The sequence below is a fragment of the Flavobacterium sp. N502540 genome (genome assembly GCF_025947365.1).
Classification (GTDB): Bacteria; Bacteroidota; Bacteroidia; order Flavobacteriales; family Flavobacteriaceae; genus Flavobacterium.
The window spans coordinates 1,802,291-1,817,882 of the sequence record NZ_CP110012.1 but is presented as its reverse complement, the minus strand read 5'-3'; the positions used below and the strand labels follow the sequence as shown (position 1 = coordinate 1,817,882).

Below are 15,592 nucleotides of genomic sequence, written 5' to 3'. Positions count from 1 at the left end.
AAAAACAAAAACAATGGAACAAGAAATAGACACAAACGAACTGGGAGAATCTATCGTAAAGGTTTTAAAAGGCATTTATGATCCGGAAATTCCTGTGGACATATACGAGTTAGGATTGATTTACGATGTAATGGTCAACACCGATTATGAAGTAAAAATCTTAATGACTTTAACCTCTCCAAACTGCCCTGTCGCAGAAAGTTTGCCAAGAGAAGTGGAAGAAAAAGTAAAAACAATTGAAAACATAAAAGATGTTGATGTTGAAATTACTTTCGATCCGCCATGGAGCAAAGACTTAATGAGCGAAGAAGCAAAATTAGAATTAGGAATGCTTTAATATTTGTTTCAAGTTTCAAGTTTCACGTTACTCAACTTAAAACTTGAAACTTGAAACCAAAATTTTCTTATGGAAGAAATTATCAATAAAGTTGCTAATAGTGCCTTGGAGGTTTTTGATCTTGAAGATTATTACCCAAAAGGAGCACGTGTGCAAATCGATATATCACAATGGCTTTTAGAAGGCTTTTTGTTAAAAGAAAAAGACTTTAGAGAGCATTTAAAAAATCATGACTGGTCGCAATATCAGGATCAATATGTGGCTATAAATTGCAGTACAGATGCAATTGTTCCTGCCTGGTCTTCTATTCTGGTTGCAATCCATTTGGCTCCATACGCCAAAAAAGTGGTGAACGGAACTATAGAAGATCTGGAAGCAAGCTTATACGAAGAAATATTAAGCAAACTTGATTACACTCCCTATAAAGGCAAACCTGTTATCGTAAAAGGCTGTTCCCGCAAACCTGTACCTACCCGTGCTTACATTTTAGCAGCGACCTATCTGCAGCCATTTGCAAGAAGTATCATGTATGGCGAGGCCTGTTCGGCGGTACCCTTATACAAAGAACCAAAAAAATAACACTCCTTCCCAGCTGCATCCCATAAGGCTTTTTAACGATTATTTAGTATATTTGTTCTTACACATTTAAACCAGATATCATGAAAAAGCTAGCATTATTACTCCTTGTTTTAGCAAACTTTACTTTTGTTCATGCACAAAATTCAGAAAAAGAACTGATTCAGAATACTGAAAAAGCGGTAAAAAAAATAAATGATACGATCGAAGATGAAGGATGGAAGGCAAAAGGTACGGTGTCTCTTTTACTGAATCAATCTAGCTTTAACAATTGGGTTGCCGGAGGTGAAGACAGCTTCTCCGGAACTTTAGGAATCAATTATGACTTTAACTATAAAAAAGACGATCTCACCTGGGACAACAAGATTCTGGCTTCATATGGTCTTTTGCAAACTAAAAATACAGATTTCGAAAAAAAGACGGATGACCGTTTAGAATTTAATTCAATTGTAGGGAAGAAAGCTTTTGGAGACTGGTATTATTCTTTCTTTTTAAATTTCAGAACCCAATTTACAACCGGTTATCTGTATGGGAAGGATGTAAATGGGAAGGAAATCCGAACTGAAAACACCAAGTTTATGTCTCCGGGGTATCTAACTACGGGGCCCGGTATTTACTGGTCTAAAACGGAGGATTTAAAAATAAACTTTGCTCCTCTAACTTCAAAATTCACTTTTGTAGACCGCGCTTATACTTCGGGAATTGATCAGGCAACAGGATTACCTTATGTAGACGGGGCTTATTTTGGAGTAGATGCCAATAAAAGTATGTTATACGAACTCGGGTTTTATGCTTCGGTTTATTACAAACTGGCTATCATGACCAACGTAACTGCCGAGAATACCCTGAATTTGTATTCTAACTATTTAAAAGATCCGCAAAATGTAGATATCAACTACTCGTTGAATGTTATCATGAAAGTTAACAAATTTCTATCGGCAAACTTATCCTTCCAGGCCATCTATGACGATAATGCTTTCAGTGGATTCCAAACCAGACAAATATTTGGTGTAGGAATAAATTTTGGTTTTTAAAAATCACAATACAAAACAAATCCACAAACGATAAACTTTCTCTTACATCTTCCTAATACATTAATTAGTAAGAAGATTTAAAACCTAAAAAACTATAGAAGCTAAAATTTCTATTTTCGTTATACACCCCTTTTTCTTAATTGAAATAGTGGGTGTTTTTTTTTGAGTTTTAACGAAGCACCTAAAACACATAAATATTACACCAAATTACATCTATTGATTAGTTCTACATATTAGAGTATAATGCCATATAGCATGAAAACAATGTAATTTCCCCCAGACTACTGAGCTCATAATCAAGATAGAACACATCAACTGAAACTACTGATTTTTAAAGTCTACTCTTTTTTTAAAGAAGCTAATTCAGAGTACTTTTGTCTCCTTTTAGAAACTAGTTATCCTAAAGAAATGTGGTTATTAAATTTACCAGAAATTGACCCTATGCAAAATTGACTAACTACAAATTACAAAACCATAGTGATCAAGTACCATTCATTAACACAAAAAAATTATGACTATTAAAAACCACAAAATTGTATTAAAAGATACCAGTCCAGGTGAAATGGCACGCTTTAGATATTTTTTTCTTAACATCTGGCGTCAGCAGATTGAAGGCGATAAAAATACTGCTGAAATTGAGAAATTTGCTGCAAAATACACAAACAATACTACCAGACTTGGTCAGATCACTATAAAAAACGATCTTTATGATGCACAATATATAAATAACACCAATAAATCTGACAGCATCTATGTAGAAAACCAGAATAATATTGAAGATCCTAAATTAGGTGATTATTTTGATCTAAACGGAACTTATATGGGGTCCGACAATTTGCATAATAAACTTATATACATTATAAAGAATAATAATCCTTTGGAAATGGAGTATAGCTATTTTAATACTCCTTTAAACTATTATAATAAAAATGGGACAATCAATAAAGAAATCAGAAAAAAAAATTCAATTGAAATAACGAAACTTCCTTTTGAGTTAAGAAAGAATATTGCAAGGGGAATTCTTAATCACTATTATAAAGAAGCCGGGTACAATTTAAATGAATTAAAAGCAAAAACAATTACGGACAATCCAGAAAGTGGGATGGCGTTATCAAGATATGGTGGAGTTACACCAGGTTCAGATCATTTAAAGCCAGGAGAAATAGACATTAGTGTTACGTATGGTGAGGTAGGGTCAAGTTTACAAAATGGTTATGATATAATAAATCTTTTTTCTCATGAGAGAGGTCAGCATGTAGAAGATTTAAAAAAACTAGGAAAGGAAATTTACAACACACGTTTTGAGTACAATGCTTATATGAAACAAGTACAAGAAAAATCATGGAAAAACACTTCACAAGCATATAAAGATTATATCGAACAAGTAGCGGGTAAATACGTACATTATTCAGAATTAAAAAAATACTTTAAAAAATGAAAAAACTAATAATAGCAATTATAATTCTAAGTATCTCTTGTGGTCAGAAAAAATCATCTGAAAATTTTTGTATCAAAAAGATTGAATATGTAGATCAAAGGCAAAAATTAATTCCTTCAATTGTTAAGATTCAAATCGAAGATTTAAATGGCACTTTAAAACAAAAAGTTATGACAGGGCAATTAAAAAATATTATTTTATATTCCATTAAAAAAAATGATCGAAAATATTTTTATCTAACTTCCTTTGCTTCAGGAAAACAATTCAAAATAATAGATGAAAAATTAATTAGCTTACCAATAATAACAACATTATTCGAAAATGACTTAGGAAATAAATTATCTAATCAAGAAATTCAAAAAAAACTTGATGGTGAAGTAGGATTAGTATTTAATAAAGATACCATAATAATCAAAAAATGCAATCACTAAATAAACAATGTTCAAACAAGTCTACATATAACCAAAACGGCTTTTGATTACTCAAAAGCCGTTTTTTTATTCCTCTTCTTTCTCAACTGCATCTTTATAATCCGGATACAAAAACTTATTATACGGAAATCTTGTGATATGAATCTGGCGGACTGCCTCGTAAACCATTTCTCTGAATTCTTCAAAATTCTGTTTTTGTGTTGCCGAGATAAATAGTGCTTTATCTTCTCCAACATTACTCATCCAGGTCTGTTTCCATTCCTCAAGAGTATAATGTCTTCTTGTTCTCTCCGTAATTAAATCATCTTCATCAATCGTCAAATGTTTGTAGGCATCAATTTTATTAAAAACCATAATAGTAGGTTTGTCATTACTCTTAATCTCTAACAAAGTTTGATTTACCGATTCGATATGGTCTTCAAAATCAGGGTGTGAAATATCTACAACATGCAATAATAAATCGGCTTCACGCACCTCATCGAGTGTACTTTTAAACGAATCTACCAGTTGTGTTGGCAATTTTCTAATAAACCCTACGGTATCCGATAACAAGAACGGCAAGTTTTTAATCACTACTTTTCGAACAGTGGTGTCTAAAGTTGCGAATAATTTATTTTCAACAAAAACATCACTTTTACCAATCGCATTCATAAGGGTCGATTTTCCAACATTGGTATATCCTACCAATGCCACACGAACCATCGCACCGCGATTGCTGCGCTGAATGCTCATTTGTTTGTCGATGGTCTTGATTTTATCCTTTAATAACGAAATTCGGTCACGCACGATACGTCTGTCCGTTTCGATCTCGGTTTCTCCCGGACCACGCATACCAATACCCCCTTTTTGACGCTCAAGGTGTGTCCATAAACCTGAAAGTCTAGGTAGTAAATATTGACATTGTGCCAACTCAACCTGTGTTCTTGCATAAGAAGTCTCGGCTCTTTGTGCAAAAATATCCAGAATTAAATTCGTTCGGTCTAAAATTTTACAATCGATAATTCTGGAAATATTCTTTTGTTGTGATGGTGATAATTCGTCATCAAAAATCAACGTCGATATATTGTTTTCTTTTACAAAAAGATTAATTTCATCTATTTTTCCTGTCCCGACAAAAGTCTTCGGATTTGGACGTTCCATTTTTTGCGAAAAGCGTTTAATCACTTCACCTCCTGCGGTAAAAGTCAAAAACTCTAATTCATCCAGATATTCGTTAAGTTTTTCCTCACTTTGATTTTGAGTTATAATACCTACAATGGCTGTTCTCTCAAAATTTATAACTTCTTTTTCTAACATAGCTTTGAATAAGGTGCAAATTTAATGATTTGTAAGGTACTAACCCTTATAGAACTTGTTTTTTAAACTGTATTTGAAAAATTACCTTATTCTTTAAAAATCCAAATCCCAAATTCCAATTGTTAATCGAAGTTTGGAATTTGGGATTTGGGATTTCAGTTTTAAAATTTACGTTACTCGTAAATAAAAGTCTTTTCTGTTTTTACAATCCCGTTCTCCTCTACCTGAGAGCAAGAAATTGGAAAGTTCAACTTGTTGTATTTGTATTTTCTGCTCACTCCTACCAAGACAGTAGAGGAAGGGCTAAAAACAATTTCGTTATTAGGAGAGATGGATTCAAAGCTAAATTCTTCCTCATGATAGGAGATCATTGGTACAATCACTTTATAATTGTCTCCAAATAAGCTTTTAACAATTAGAACGTCAACAGAATTTTTATCATCAAAAATAAAACTTTTCGAAATTTTATCTCCTACCAAACCTTTATGCTTTATGACATTATCGTTGAAGTAAACATATTCGATTTTACCAATGATGGCTTTATTTCTGTCTCGGGAAGTACGTCGCACAATAGCACCGTTTTCAACAATGTACTCGATATCATCAACTAAATTCTGATGGTTGGTACTCTTTTTCGTAATTACTTTTACTCTGGCTCCTTCGTAAGTAAAAGTCACTACTTTGGTAATGTAGTCATTTCCTTCCTGATATTTTTTTACAAACTTTGTGATGTTGTTGTCTGCATCATAAGTGTAATTCACAACTTCTTTCCAGTCACTTCCTACCTTATCTTTAACCGTCATATCCAATAGTCCTTTGGTATTGTAAAAGAAATGCTGAATGACATCTGAAGTAGTAATGGTTTGTATTTTTCCGTCTTTAAAAACAACTGTTTTGTTTACAATTTCACCATCTTTAGAATTCTGGTAATTTGTTTTTACAATATTAATTTGTTTTAGTCTCACAGGTTTAGCATCCTGATTCTGACTATGTACTAAACATGGGAAAACCATCATGATGATGGCAAGAAAATAGATTTTCATAGTGGTATTTGTATTGATTTGGGGTGACCAAAATACAAAATTCTATTAAAATTTAACAGTTTAAATCTCAAAAACAATACCGCATTAAATTATCGTCTAAAAATCAACATCTTAACTGAATCTCTATTAAAAACAGTCTTATTTTTCGGCAAAAATTCTAACATCATCAACCATAAAAGCGCCATTCAAAGTTTTATCCTTACCCGAACCCATATATTTAAAGGCAATATTAATATTTCCTGAATAGGAAGATAAATCAATTGCTCCCGAACTGATAAAAACCCGGGACAGTGTTGACAATGACGGAAATTTTGCTGTTAGTTTTGTCCATTTTGCTTTCGTTACGCTAGAACTATCGAAATTAGTTGAAACATAGACTTCAAGCACATTTAATGGCGAATCAATCTTTAAGTCGTGCTGTGCGCTTCTAAAGGATAATACTGCACTTTTATAGCCGCTCAAATTGATTTTGGGAGTAACCATCCAGGCAACATTTTCGGCTGCGGTTGTACTTGTAGTATTAAACTCCGCATAACCGTTTCCAGCATACAGCATGCTCTCCCATAATTTTGAAGCTTTTTCAACAATATTGCTCCAACCCGGCAAAGTAAAATTCACATTGTTTTTTACGGATTGGAAATCTTCCGCAAAAATCGGAATATCTCTTTTTCCGTTCATTTCCAGATCTTTTTCTGATCTGCTCATTAGTTGATAATCTGATCCGTATTTGGTCAAAACTCCTCTCACTTTTCCACTCCCTTCCGGTACCAATTTATTAGCAAAACCAGCATAACTGCTTGTTCTGAAAATAATCTGATTCCCACTTTTATCCTGCAGGCTCCAGTTTGTCGAACCTCCTACATTGTTAGACTCTTCAAAATAATGACGGCCAATCGCTTCCTCTGCAAACTGGACTCCGCTTAACTCCACCAGCGTATTAAGCTTATCGTCATTTAGCGCTTCTTCTACTGAAATTGCTTTCACCAGCTTACTTTCATCCATTATTGTACAAGACGCATTAAGAACAGTTTTATAGTCGGTCTGCGAAATTCTGCCGATCGTTGGATCTCCCGAATTGCTTACAGACAAACTTCCGATACGCAAACCATCAAAATATAAATCTGTAAACTGATTCTTTAATTTGATATACACTTTATTTCCTACCCGAAAATCGATATAGGTGTTGGCAACATCAACCGCAACACTAAATCCTATTGCCGGTGTTTCATCCGTTGCAATAGTTTGCAGGAAAAGTATCTTAAAGAAATTTCCTCCCTCATCGCTTGACACTACGTAAGCCTCAATAGTATCATCGTAGCCATATTGTTTCGGAACGGGCCCTGAAAAATCTTTGACTTTCTGAACCTTCTGATTAATAACTAAACTCGGTTGTGTACATTCTAGTTTTGGAATTTCAGTTTCATTATTGCAACTGTAAATTATCAGCAGCAAGAATACATAACCGAAAACTAAGAATCTATTTTTCATTTCAAATTGGTTTTAAAATTTTACAAACTCATTGTAAGGTTCACAAAATAAGTTCTTCCATATCCATAATAATATTTAGAACCAAATGAGGGTGTTCCGCTGGAAACATCCTGATTAAGAGCTCTGAAATTGGCATTTCGGGCTTGTTCAAAACCTCCTGTTTTGTACACCGCATTCAAGACATTATTAACACTCCAGAAAAGCCCGATATATTTGTGAGCGATACGCCAGGACTTTCCTCCTGTAATATTTAATAATGAAACCGGATTAAATTTTTCCTGTTTCAGCAAAGCAGCTGTCCGTTCTTCTGTCGCTTCTGGAAAGAGGTGACCATTCACAGCGTTTACATAAAACCGATTGGTTCTTGCAATTGGCGAAACGTCAATATAAGCTTCAGACAAATAATTAATATTGGCTCCCAGCCACCAAAATTTAGGATCTCTGTATTCTAATCCAATCGAATAAGCTTGTTGGGGCATGCCCGGCTGTTTGTAGTTTTTAAGATAGGATTCCCCAAAATCAAAAACAGTCTGAGTACCGCCTTCGGCCACATTTGCATCGTTAGTTATAGATACATTAGGATTACTGCTATAGACATAATTACCGTATGCCGCAGATATAGTCACTTTTAAAGTTGATAAAATTTGCCATTCAAGACTAAATTCCGTACCAATATTTTTCTTGTCCAGATGCGTTAAAGTCTGACTAACAAATGCATCCGTATTGTTATAAGCTGCGCCCTGATCAAAAATTCCTTCAGCGAAGAAGAAGGAAGTTCGGGTTGTATTTTTAATCCATGAATAATAAATCGTAGAACGAATTTTAAAATTTGGAGAACGAAAAACATAGTTTCCTTCGGCACTACTTATACTTTCATTTTCAATTCCGTCGACTATTGAATTATTCAATCTGGAATTTAAAAACGTGTTTCGTAAGGATGGTGCTCTGCTAAGATGCATTCCGTTAAAAAACAACCATTGTTTTCCTGAAATTTTATAAGTCAGACCTCCTTTAAAACCAAAATTTTCAAAATTCACCTTGTTGCTTTTTCCAAGTGATGATGTTGGATAAATCCCATTTTGATATAATCCTTCTCTCTGATAATTGGAAACAGAATAAGACTGTCCTAAATAAAAATCTGTTTTATTATAACTGAATTTAAACTGTGTGAAAGCATCAATTGTGGTTGCAATAAGATTATAATTGTATCCATAAATATCTCCCACTTTTACCTCACGATTTGGATTTTGTAAATCGGACTGCGACTGATTGCCTTGGTAAAACGCATCAATGTCTTCAAAATATTGCCCTCCCAACAAATCTAAAAGATATTGAAACTGATGTGACTTTAAATTCCTAAAAGTAATTCCTCCGTCAAAAGCAGTATTCTCTGTTAATTGTATATTCAGATTTGAATTTGCGGCGAGGGTTTTATCATCTGCCCGGTCTTCGTATAAAACATAATGACTTTGTGCAGGCTCAAATCCGTTAATTGTTCCATCAGCATTTAAAATTGGTTTCTCATTGGCACGATATAATTCATCCCAATTGATTTGACGGTCTTCGAGAAAATTTGCTTTTGCTTTTTCGGCACTTATAAAATCGGGGGTGAAATCTCCTGAAAACTCGCCTTTGTCTTTTTCGTAGATTGAGGTATAATAACTGGGCAATTTTTGATAATACCCCGGATCAGGACTTGCAGCATTTTGATAGTCAATGGTACTGTTTCCTACCTGACCGAATTGATACATTAAACTGGAATTCAGATTTGTTTTCTCATTTATTTTGTAATAATGATTTAGCATCAATAACGGTTCTTCGACTCTTTTTACTCGCGCATTTCTCTTTTTCCCGTTTTGAAATCCCCAATAAGAATTGTATTTCTCATTGGTTAACTGGGCAACTTCATCTGTATTTGCCGAATTTTTCCCTCTTGAGTTTGGCGTATAAAATCCTGTAAAGTTCAATGAATGACTGTCATTCAGTTTCTTTTCTACACTAATAAAAAAAGATTCTGCTTTGAAATTTGTTCCGTCAAAATAACCTTCATCCGACCAACGTTTTCCTGCTGAAAGTACATAAGCCCAACCGGAAGCATTCATTCCGGAGGCATAAGTAGCAATGGCTCGCCAATTGTAGGCTGTATTGCTCCCTGAAAAAGAAAGCTGGCTGCTTTTTCTGTACAGTGAAGCACGTGTATTTATTTGCTGGGTTCCTAAAACTCCTCCGAAAGTATAATTTGAAGTGGCTGCTCCAACTGAAAATTCCTGATTTCGCAATACATTGTTCAAGCCTCCCCAATTGCTCCATTGTGGTCTTCCGTCGTAAATTTTATTCATGACCAGACCGTTAAGCATCATTGTACCATATTCGCTGTCCAGACCCCGAACTCTAAATCGGGTCTGACCCCAATTGAACGCTGAAGCCTGCATAAAAGCATCTCTTGAAGATTGTAAAAGACCCGAAGTCGTTTCAGAGGAGCTATTATCGTCCGAAAAATCACTGTCTAACAAAGTGATTAGTGCTGCCGGTGTCTCCTCTGAATAATTATCTTCTAACGTTAAAACGCCCAATTCAACCTTTTGCCCCGGATTTGATTGTATTTTGAAGAGAAGGTCTTTATAACCCTGACTGTGTACCCATAACAATTGTTCTCCCTTTATAGCAGAGTGTAATTCAAATTTCCCCTTGGCACTGGTTAATTGTGTTATAGAAGAATTTTGAATGTTTACCACAATATTTTCCAATGGATTTAGAGTCTTTGCATCAACTATAGTTCCTAAAAAAATGGTGTGCTCTTGCGCAAACAGAAGACTAATAGGCAATAAAACAAATAGTAACGTTCCTTTTTTTGTCATGAAAACCCCAATTTACTTTTAGAATTTGTTTTTAGAATCGAATGTTTTAAAAACAAAAACATCCAATCTCTTACATCAAAAGATAAAATTGGTTTTTGGAAGAAATAAAAAATAATAAGCCAATACTCCTTATTTAGTTTCAGGATTCAAATATAAACAAAAAACAATAATAAAGTATTTTCTTGTTAAATAAAATTTAATACCAGAACAATCCCTCGCTTTTTTTAGCGTACAAACTAAGAGGCTATTCTGATTTTGGAAACCATAAAAGCAATCAGAACTCCGAAAATTCCAATAAAAGCGAATGAAAACTGAAGTCCGAAAGTTTCAGCGATATGCCCGATAACCGGCGGTCCCATTAAGAATCCCAAAAAACTTACACTCGAAACAATAGTTAAAGCTTCTCCGGGTGGAACTGTCGGGTTTTTCCCTGCCATACTATAAACGGTAGGAACTATAGTAGCAACTCCTAAACCAACTGCCATAAAAGCGATGGTACAAGGTATAAGATAAGGAAGAAACACGGCTGTAAAAAGTCCAGCCGAAATCATAACACCGCTAATTTGCATGACACGTTCACGTCCGAATTTATTGATCAGACCGTCTCCCAGAAAACGTCCGCTTGCCATCATAATCATGAAGGAAGTATATCCCAAAATCACCAATGGGCCTGGTGCTTTTACTATATCTTTAAAGTATACTCCACTCCAGTCAAACATTACACCTTCGCTTGCCATACTGCAAAATCCAATCACTCCAAGCCAGATTAAAGCGCTGTCCGGTTTTACAAACAGTTTCTTTTTCTCGTTCTTAACTTTGATTTTTTCTTTGGCTTTAATTAAAAACTTAAAATTAAAAGCAATCATTATTAATACGATTCCCGCCACGATCAGGAAGTGATGAAGAGGACTTAGTTTTAAAGCCAGCATTCCCAGTCCTACTAAAGCTCCGGTAAATCCGGCAAAACTCCACATGCCATGAAAAGACGACATGATTGTTTTTCTAAAAAGAACTTCGGTATAAACACCTTGTGTGTTGACTGCGATATTGGCCAGATTTCCAAACAATCCAAACAAAAATAACCCTAATGACAATTGTAAGGCGGTAGTAGCCAAACCTAAATTAGCCAGACACAAAACATACATGATTAAGGAAAGAATCAAAATTCGATGACTGCCAAATTTTGTAACCATCTTGCCTGAAAATGGCATAATCAGCAACTGTCCCATCGGCAAAGCAAAAAGAATAGAACCTAAATCTCCTTCGGTTAAATGCAAAGCCGTTTTAATGTCAGGAATTCTGCTTGCCCAGGTCGCAAAGCTTAAACCCATTCCGAAATAAAACATCCCAACAGCAAAACGAATTCGGTTCAAATAAGAGATTTTAGCTTCTCTGTAAGCTTTCTTAATTTTCCCTTTGGTTTGGAATAATGCTAATGGATTGAAGTCGATCAAAATAATGGATTTTGGATTTAACATTATAAAAGTACTAAAAAGCTGCTTTATGACCTATAAAACCTGACTGTTACTCCATTTACAACGTTGTATGTTTATAATTTTTTTTGAGAGACAAAGGTTCTGAGAAGCAAAGGGAGCAAAGTTTTTTTGTACCTGACTACCGCTTTGCCTCTCCATATTTAAAGTAATATTCTCTTTTGCCGCAGATACTCAAAAGCTTTCTAATCTCTGACTATCTGTTTTATTCGTTAAATCTGTGGGCAACTTCACGACAAATTAATTACTTTTTGCTGCGCATGACTTGCGATTGCCGCTTCGATAATCTGCATTACTTTTACCCCGTCTTGTGCGGTAACCGGCTCTTTTTCGTTCTTTACGATAGCCTCATAAACACCATCAAAGAAGGAAAAATAATTGCCCTGAAGCGTTGGGATTTTTTTCCTGATTACTTCTCCCTTAATTTCGGTGTGTAAAAGGCCTTGTAAGACTTCTGATTCTGTACCCCAGGATTCCAGATTTGTTTTTTTACCTAATTTTAAGTCCTCTTCCTGAACATCGCCGCGGGGTTTTAAAAATGATCCTTTTTTACCGTGAAGCACATAAGCAGGATTGGCTTCTCTGACAAAAAAACCGGCTTTTAAACGGACTCTGAAATTTTCATAAATCAGCAATAAATCGATCCAATCGTCCACCAAAGTATCGGCTCTGGTCAAACGAATGTCTCCAAAAACTGCATTTGGAGAACCAAACAAACAAACGGCCTGATCAATTAAATGAGGACCTAAATCTTTCAGGATTCCGGCACCGTCATTTGCAGTTTCTTTATGTGCTTTAGGACTTAATAACGGATTGTATCGGTCAAAATGAAATTCGGCTTCAACCAAGTCTCCTAAAACTCCATCGCGAATTATTTTTTGAACCGTTTTAAAATCACTGTCCCATCTTCTGTTTTGAAAAACGGCTAATTTCAATCCTTTTTCTTTTGCTATTGTAGCCAGTTCCTGAGCTTCGGCTGCTGTTGTGGTAAAAGCTTTTTCAACTACGGCATGTTTTCCGCTTAAAAGTACTTGTTTCGCATATTCATAATGCGTTCCCACTGGTGTGTTTACAATCACCAAATCGACATCATCTGCCAGTAAATCCTCAAGAGACGCATAGCTTTTTACAGCCGGATAATCCTCCTGAATAAGCTTTTTGCTTCTTTCCCAGGAGCCTAATAGCTCAAATCCTTGGTGTATGTTTAAAAATGGGGCATGAAATACTTTACCCGACATTCCGTATGATAATAATGCTGTTCTAATCTTTTGCATTGGTTTTCTTTTTGTTTGGCTGCCACAACCCGAGCGATAGCAAACGGACGAAGTAATTCATAAATTAAATTCGTGAATTCGTGGCAAATAAAAATATTAAAGTTTCGCTCTTTCGTATTGTTTTGGCCACTGAATATCGTCGTTTAATTCTTTAGCAAAATCTAAAGGTAAATTCGGATTTCTGAGTGATTCTCTGGCGAACAAGATCACATCGGCCTGACCACTCTCTAAAATTTCTTCTGCTTGCTTAGCTTCGGTAATTAAACCGACAGCCCCTGTTAAAATAGAAGCTTCTTTTTTTATTTTGGCTGCGAAAGGAACCTGATAATTGGGCTGTAAAGGAATCTGCTGATGCGAAACTAATCCGCCTGACGAGGTATCAATTAAATCCACACCTTTCTCTTTTAAGAGTATTGAAAGTTTTACTGATTCTTCCGGATTCCATCCTCCTTCTGCCCAATCAGTAGCTGAAATCCGGACTAATAAAGGCAAATCAGACGGCCATTCTGATTGTACAGCTTCAACTATTTCCAGGGTCAGACGGATTCTGTTTTCGAAACTTCCACCATATTCGTCATTTCTGACATTTGTTAAAGGTGATAAAAACTGGTGCAGCAGATACCCGTGCGCTCCATGAATTTCCATGACCTGAAAACCGGCTTTAACGGCTCTTTTTGTTGCTGCTTTAAAATCTGAAATTACTTTTTGAATTCCATTTTTATCTAAAGCTTCAGGAAGAAACGGTTCATCATCATGATACGGGATCGCACTTGCCGAAACAGTCTGCCATCCGCCATGTCCAATATCTAATTTTTTATTGCCTTCCCACGGAACCGAAACACTGGCTTTCCTGCCGGCATGTGCCAATTGAATTCCGGGTACAGCATTTTGAGAAAGAATAAATTCGTTTATTGTTTTTAATTTTTCAATATGGTCGTCTTTCCACAAACCTAGATCAGAAGGAGAAATTCTTGCCTCAGGAGAAACTGCAGTAGCTTCCTGGATGATTAAACCCACTCCGCCACTGGCACGACTACCCAGATGAACCAAGTGCCAGTCGTTTGCAAATCCGTCTATTGCCGAATACTGACACATAGGCGAAATAACAATTCTGTTTTTTAAAGTAATCTTTTTTATGGTTAAGGGACTAAATAATAATGAGGTCATATTGTAACTTTTAATTGTTTTGAACCACCTGTTGGCTATGATGGTACTCTAAAAAGTAAAGTTACGGTATCTGCTTAAAAGTAAAAATTCAAATGTTTATTAATTAACAAACATTTAAAACAAGTTTCGCTTGTTCCAAAGAGTATAAAATTCCAATTCCTGATCTGATGATTCGAAATAATTTCCTGATTCGACGATCGTTCCTTTTTCATAACCAGTATGTTTTGGCAACAAGATTTTCCAACGTGTTTACTGGGTCTGAACTGAAGTTCATTCTTCTTTTATTTTTAAATATGTCTTCACAAATATAAATATCTGTAGAATAGCATAAATTCGATAGCTCTATATATCTGCTTCAAAGCCAAAATCGCCTCCGCTTAAAAAATAAAGCCTTTCAATATAGTATTGTAAGACGCTCATTACTTTTAAACCACTTATATTACTATCTAACAAAAAACCAATCGAGAAATTCCAAAAAGCATGGACAAAGCCACATAAAAAAATTGAGTTACTCTTTTAAAGTATATCAAACTAAAAAAACTCCCGCCAGCACAATAATCAAAGCTATAATATTGACGTTAGGATTAAATAAATGAAAGAAACTAAAAAACACCGAAACTAATACTATGTTCTTAATTGAAATTTCTTTTATCAGAATCTTATACGGAATATACCGGAATAGAATCTCCTCTAATAATGCCGAAAGAAATATTAAGATAAAATAGCCAATAATTTTAATATCCCAATTTACAGTACTCTCTACTTTAATCCATTTAAAAATAATCAGAAAAAACATACGATAAATGATGTCAGGCATGTAAGTACAACTAATCAATAATTAGTTTTTCTGCTAAAAAAATTACTTCTAAAATTTTGATACCATTTTTGTTTTCTAAACAGGTACACAATATAAACTAATTGTGGGCAAAATGTAACAATCCACAATTTATAACTACAACTATTTATTGTAAAATCTTTTTGATATAAATGATATGATTAAAAAAAGTATACTATCCTAATTAAGGAAAAGAATGCTTGGAAAATATTTAATCAAAAATCATTAATCAAGGAAAAATTTTCAACGATTAATATTTTAAGTTTCCGAAGAAAGATTATTTTGTTTTACTACATATGTCTTAAATCATATTTAGCACATT

At 34.7% G+C, this 15,592-nt stretch carries 13 protein-coding genes; 5 read left to right on the top strand and 8 right to left on the bottom strand.

Features of this window, described 5'->3' with window-relative positions; all coding sequences use genetic code 11:
* Positions 1-13: 13 nt before the first annotated feature.
* From OLM58_RS08095 to OLM58_RS08075, 5 genes are all read left to right on the top strand, one after another.
* Entirely contained in the window at positions 14-337 is a 324-nt protein-coding gene (locus OLM58_RS08095; RefSeq protein ID WP_017494560.1) for an SUF system Fe-S cluster assembly protein, read from the top strand.
* A gap of 69 nt (positions 338-406) precedes the next feature.
* The gene (locus OLM58_RS08090) at positions 407-916 is read left to right on the top strand and encodes a DUF2480 family protein (protein ID WP_017494559.1); all 510 of its coding nucleotides are present in this window, start codon (positions 407-409) and stop codon (positions 914-916) included.
* Positions 917-996: 80 nt separating this feature from the next.
* Complete coding sequence (locus tag OLM58_RS08085) at positions 997-1,947, top strand: DUF3078 domain-containing protein (protein ID WP_264531886.1); 951 nt, start codon at positions 997-999, stop codon at positions 1,945-1,947.
* 511 nt (positions 1,948-2,458) lie between these two features.
* A complete protein-coding gene (locus tag OLM58_RS08080; RefSeq protein ID WP_264531885.1) occupies positions 2,459-3,385 on the top strand; it encodes a hypothetical protein in 927 nt (308 codons plus the stop codon).
* The gene (locus tag OLM58_RS08075; RefSeq protein ID WP_264531884.1) at positions 3,382-3,816 is read left to right on the top strand and encodes a hypothetical protein; all 435 of its coding nucleotides are present in this window, start codon (positions 3,382-3,384) and stop codon (positions 3,814-3,816) included. Before OLM58_RS08080 ends, OLM58_RS08075 begins: the two co-directional genes overlap by 4 nt.
* A gap of 66 nt (positions 3,817-3,882) precedes the next feature.
* On the opposite strand, the gene hflX is transcribed toward OLM58_RS08075, so the two are convergent.
* The 8 genes from hflX to OLM58_RS22120 form a co-directional block, all read right to left on the bottom strand.
* On the bottom strand, positions 3,883-5,112 hold the full coding sequence (gene hflX, locus OLM58_RS08070) for a GTPase HflX (protein ID WP_264531883.1): 1,230 nt from the start codon (positions 5,110-5,112) through the stop codon (positions 3,883-3,885).
* Positions 5,113-5,285: 173 nt separating this feature from the next.
* The gene (locus tag OLM58_RS08065; protein WP_264531882.1) at positions 5,286-6,155 is read right to left on the bottom strand and encodes a hypothetical protein; all 870 of its coding nucleotides are present in this window, start codon (positions 6,153-6,155) and stop codon (positions 5,286-5,288) included.
* Between the two features lie 138 nt (positions 6,156-6,293).
* Positions 6,294-7,643: a DUF5689 domain-containing protein gene (locus tag OLM58_RS08060; protein ID WP_264531881.1), complete on the bottom strand. Its 1,350-nt coding sequence runs from the start codon at positions 7,641-7,643 to the stop codon at positions 6,294-6,296.
* Between the two features lie 20 nt (positions 7,644-7,663).
* On the bottom strand, positions 7,664-10,501 hold the full coding sequence (locus tag OLM58_RS08055) for a carboxypeptidase-like regulatory domain-containing protein (protein ID WP_264531880.1): 2,838 nt from the start codon (positions 10,499-10,501) through the stop codon (positions 7,664-7,666).
* A 236-nt stretch (positions 10,502-10,737) separates the two neighbouring features.
* Positions 10,738-11,979 (bottom strand): MFS transporter, encoded by a 1,242-nt coding sequence (locus tag OLM58_RS08050; RefSeq protein WP_264531879.1) that lies wholly within the window; start codon positions 11,977-11,979, stop codon positions 10,738-10,740.
* 245 nt (positions 11,980-12,224) lie between these two features.
* Positions 12,225-13,268 (bottom strand): Gfo/Idh/MocA family oxidoreductase, encoded by a 1,044-nt coding sequence (locus tag OLM58_RS08045; RefSeq protein WP_264531878.1) that lies wholly within the window; start codon positions 13,266-13,268, stop codon positions 12,225-12,227.
* Between the two features lie 96 nt (positions 13,269-13,364).
* Positions 13,365-14,435 (bottom strand): NADH:flavin oxidoreductase/NADH oxidase, encoded by a 1,071-nt coding sequence (locus OLM58_RS08040; protein WP_264531877.1) that lies wholly within the window; start codon positions 14,433-14,435, stop codon positions 13,365-13,367.
* A gap of 526 nt (positions 14,436-14,961) precedes the next feature.
* The gene (locus OLM58_RS22120; RefSeq protein WP_413614495.1) at positions 14,962-15,231 is read right to left on the bottom strand and encodes a type II CAAX prenyl endopeptidase Rce1 family protein; all 270 of its coding nucleotides are present in this window, start codon (positions 15,229-15,231) and stop codon (positions 14,962-14,964) included.
* Positions 15,232-15,592 lie beyond the last annotated feature (361 nt).